Annotated in this window: 1 protein-coding gene; it reads left to right on the top strand. The window is 77.8% G+C overall.

Going from position 1 to position 3,990, the window contains the following annotated elements; genetic code table 11:
• On the top strand, positions 1 to 3,990 hold a 3,990-nt coding region (locus G9H71_RS21355), incomplete at both ends, for a condensation domain-containing protein (protein WP_166284789.1).

Here is a 3,990-nt window from a genome sequence, read left to right as displayed (position 1 = left end):
CCGCCCGGGACCGCCGGCGAGCTGTACCTCGCCGGGACCGGCCTCGCCCGGGGTTACCTGGACCGGCCCGGCCTCACCGCCGAGCGGTTCGTGGCGGACCCCGTCGCGGGTGGCGGCGAGCGGATGTACCGCACCGGCGACCGGGCGCGGTGGAACGAGCACGGCGAGATCGAGTACCTCGGCCGGGTCGACACGCAGGTCAAGCTGCGCGGCTTCCGGGTGGAGCTGGGCGAGGTGGAGGCGGTGCTCGCCGGCCACCCCGGCGTGGCGCAGGCCGCGGTGCTCGTGCGGCAGGACGTGCCCGGCGTCGACCGGCTGGTGGCGTACGTCGTCCCGGCCCCGCACGCAGCGGCCGGCCCGGTGGACGCCGACGCGCTGCGGGCGCACGTCGCGGCGGCGCTGCCGGCGTACATGGTGCCCGCGGCGGTCCTTCCGCTGGCGGCGCTCCCGCTCACCCCGAGCGGCAAGCTCGACCGCGCCGCGCTCCCGGCGCCCGAGTTCGCCGGCGACGCCGCGTCGCGGGCCGCCCGCACCGGCCGGGAGCGCACCCTCTGCGCCCTGGTCGGCGCGGTGCTCGGGCTGCCGGACGTCGGCATCGACGACAACTTCTTCGACCTCGGCGGCGACAGCATCGTCGCGCTGCAGCTCGTCAGCCGGGCCCGGGCGGCGGGGCTCGCCCTCACCCCGCGCGACGTCTTCGACCTCAAGACCGTCGAGGCGCTCGCCGCCGCGGCGGTCGAGCTCGCGGACGACGCGGGCGGGGACGTCGCGGACGGTGTCGGCGACGTCGAGGCGCCGCCGGTCGTGCACTGGCTGCGCGAGCGCGGCGGCCCGGTGGACGGCGTGAACCAGTCCGTGCTCGTCGGGACGCCCGCGGCCCTCTCCGTGGCACGCCTGCGGGGCGCCCTGCAGGCGGTGCTCGACACCCACGACGCGCTGCGGATGCGGCTGGGCAGCGGTGCCGACGGCGGGTGGGCGCTCGACATCGCGCCGGAGGGCAGCGTCGACGCCGGGACGTGCCTGCGCGTCGCGCCTGCCGAGGGGCTCGACGACGGCGCGCTGGACGAGCTCGTCCGCGAGCAGGCCGCCGCGGCACGGGACCGGCTCCGGCCGGCGTCCGGCCAGATGGTGCAGGCGGTGTGGATGCCCCGCGGCGACGCGGACGGCCGCCTCCTCCTGGTCGCGCACCACCTCGTCGTCGACGGCGTGTCGTGGGGCGTGCTGCTCGAGGACCTTGCCGCGGCGTCGGCCGACGGCGCAGCCGCTCTAGTGCCCGCCCCCACCTCCTACCGCGCCTGGGCGGCGCGGCTTCCCGCCGTCGCCGACGAGCTGGCGCAGGCGGGAGAGGCCGCACGCTGGCTCGACGTGCTCGCCGACCCCGGCCCGCCCCTGTCACCGGTCGCGTTCGACCCGCGCCGCGACACGTGCGGATCCGCTGGCCGGCTCACGCTGACCCTGCCGGCCGACCTGACCGCCGCGCTGACCGGGCCCGTCGCGGCGGCCTTCACCGCCCGCGCCGACGAGGTGCTCCTCACCGGGCTCGCGCTCGCCGTGTCCGCGTGGCGTAGGCGGCGCGGCGCGGAGCAGGGCACCGTGCAGCTCAGCCTGGAGGGGCACGGCCGCGGCCTGCTCGGCGAGACCCTCGACCTGTCGCGCACGGTCGGCTGGTTCACGGCGGTCTTCCCCGCGGCGCTGCACCTGGACGGCCTCGACGTCGCCGACGCGCTGCAGGGCGGCCCCGCTGCCGGTGCCACGCTCAAGCGGGTCAAGGAGCAGCTGCGCACGTCGCCCGCGGGCGAGAGCTTCGGCCTCCTGCGCCACCTCGCGGGAGACGCCGCGCTCGCCGCCGCGGCGGGCCCGCAGATCTCCTTCAACTACCTGGGCCGGGTGTCGGGCACGGCCGGCTGGCCGCTGCTGGAGGCCGGTCTCACCGCCGGCGCCGACCCCGAGGCGCCGCTCACCCACCCGCTCGCCGTCGACGCGCTCGTCCGCGACCAGCAGCTCGTCGCCAGCTGGACGTGGGCGCCGGGCGTGCTGGACGAGCGCGACGTCCGCGAGCTCGCCGACTGCTGGGCAGCGGCCCTCACGGCGATCGCCGACCACGCCGCGGGGCCCGGCGCCGGCGGGCGCACGCCGAGCGACCTGACGCTCGCGACGCTCGCCCAGCAGGACGTGGAAGCCCTCGAGGCCCGCGTCCCCGGCCTCGTCGACGTGCTGCCGCTGACGCCGCTGCAGGACGGGCTGACCTTCCACGCGCTCTACGGGGCAGCCGGCGAGGACGCCTACACGGTGCAGTTCGTCTTCGACCTCGCCGGCCCGCTCGACCCCGCCCGGCTGCGCGCGGCCGGGGAGCACCTGCTCGCCCGCCACCCGAACCTGCGCGCCGGCTTCCACGCCGACGTGCTCGACCGCCCGGTCGCCGTCGTCCCGGCCGCGGCCCGGCTGCCCTGGGCCGAGGCCGACCTGTCCGGCCCGCTGTCCGACGCCGCCCGTGAGGAGGCGTTCGGCCACCTGCTCGACGCGGACCGGGCCCGCCCCTTCGACCTCGCCGCCCCGCCGCTGCTGCGCCTCACGCTCGTGCGGCTCGGCGCCGAGCGGCACCGCCTCGTCCTCACCAACCACCACCTCCTGCTCGACGGGTGGTCCATGCCGCTGCTCGCCGTGGAGCTCTTCACCCGGTACGCGGCCCCCGGCGCCGCGCTGCCGCGGGTGACCGCGTACACCGAGCACCTGGCCTGGCTCGGGCGGCAGGACGCGGAGCAGGCGCGGGAGGCGTGGCGCACCGCGCTCGACGGGCTGACGACGCCGACGCTCGTCGCCGCCCCCGACGCCGCGCGCGCCACCGCCGCCCTCGAGCGCGCCCCTCTCGACCTCGGGGAGGGCCTCGGGGCCGCGCTCGCCGCCGCCGCGCGCCGCGACGGCGTCACGCTGAACACCGTCGTGCAGGGCGCGTGGGCGCTGCTGCTCGCCGGGCTCACCGGGCGCGACGACGTCGTCTTCGGTGCCACCGTCTCCGGCCGCTCGCCGGAGGTCCCGGGCGTCGAGACGATGGTCGGCCTCTTCATCAACACCGTCCCCGTGCGCGTCCGGCTCGACCCGGCCGAGTCGCTCGCCGAGCTCCTCGCCCGCGTCCAGGAGGAGCAGTCCCGGCTGCTGGCGCACCAGCACCTCGGGCTCTCCGAGATCTCCCGCACCGTCGGGCACGCCGAGCTCTTCGACACCCTCACGGTCTTCGAGAACTACCCGCTGGACCCCGCGGCCCTCGAGCCGGTGGACGGCGTCCGCGTCACCGACGTGGCGATCCACGACACGACGCACTACCCGCTCACCCTCGTCGTCGTCCCCGGCGAGCGGCTCGCCCTGCGGCTCGACGCGCGCCCGGCGCTGCTGCCCGAGGAGCCGGCGACGCTCGGCCGGCGGCTGGTGCAGATCCTCGAGGCGTACGCCGCGGACACGACCGAGCGGGTCGGCCGCGTCGCGCTGATCGAGGCCCCCGAGCGCGAGCGCGTCCTGGAGACCTGGAACGACACCGCGGCCGACGTCCCCGACGCGACGCTGGTCTCGCTGTTCGAGGCCCAGGCCCGCCGCACCCCGGACGCGCCGGCGGTGGTCTTCGAGGGCAGCACGCTGACGTACGCCGAGCTCGACGCCCGCGCGAACCGGCTGGCCCGGCTCCTGCTGCGCCGGGGCTGCGGGCCGGAGCGGCTCGTGGCGCTCGCGATCCCGCGCTCGCTCGACCTGCTCGTCGCGATGTACGCCGTGGTCAAGGCCGGCGCCGCGTACCTGCCCGTCGACCCCGACTACCCCGCCGAGCGCATCGCGTTCATGCTCGAGGACGCCGCCCCCGTGCTGCTGCTGACGACGACCGGGACCGCACAGCTGCTGCCGGCGACCGAGGTCCCCGCGCTGCACGTCGACGCCGCCGGCCTCGACGCCGAGCTCGCCGAGCACCCCGCGGGGGCGATCACCGACGCCGAGCGCGGGGCCGAA

This window comes from Motilibacter deserti (assembly GCF_011250635.1).
Taxonomy (GTDB): Bacteria; Actinomycetota; Actinomycetes; order Motilibacterales; family Motilibacteraceae; genus Motilibacter_A; species Motilibacter_A deserti.
Note: the sequence above shows the minus strand (reverse complement) of the source record. Positions and strands in the feature narration are given on the sequence as shown.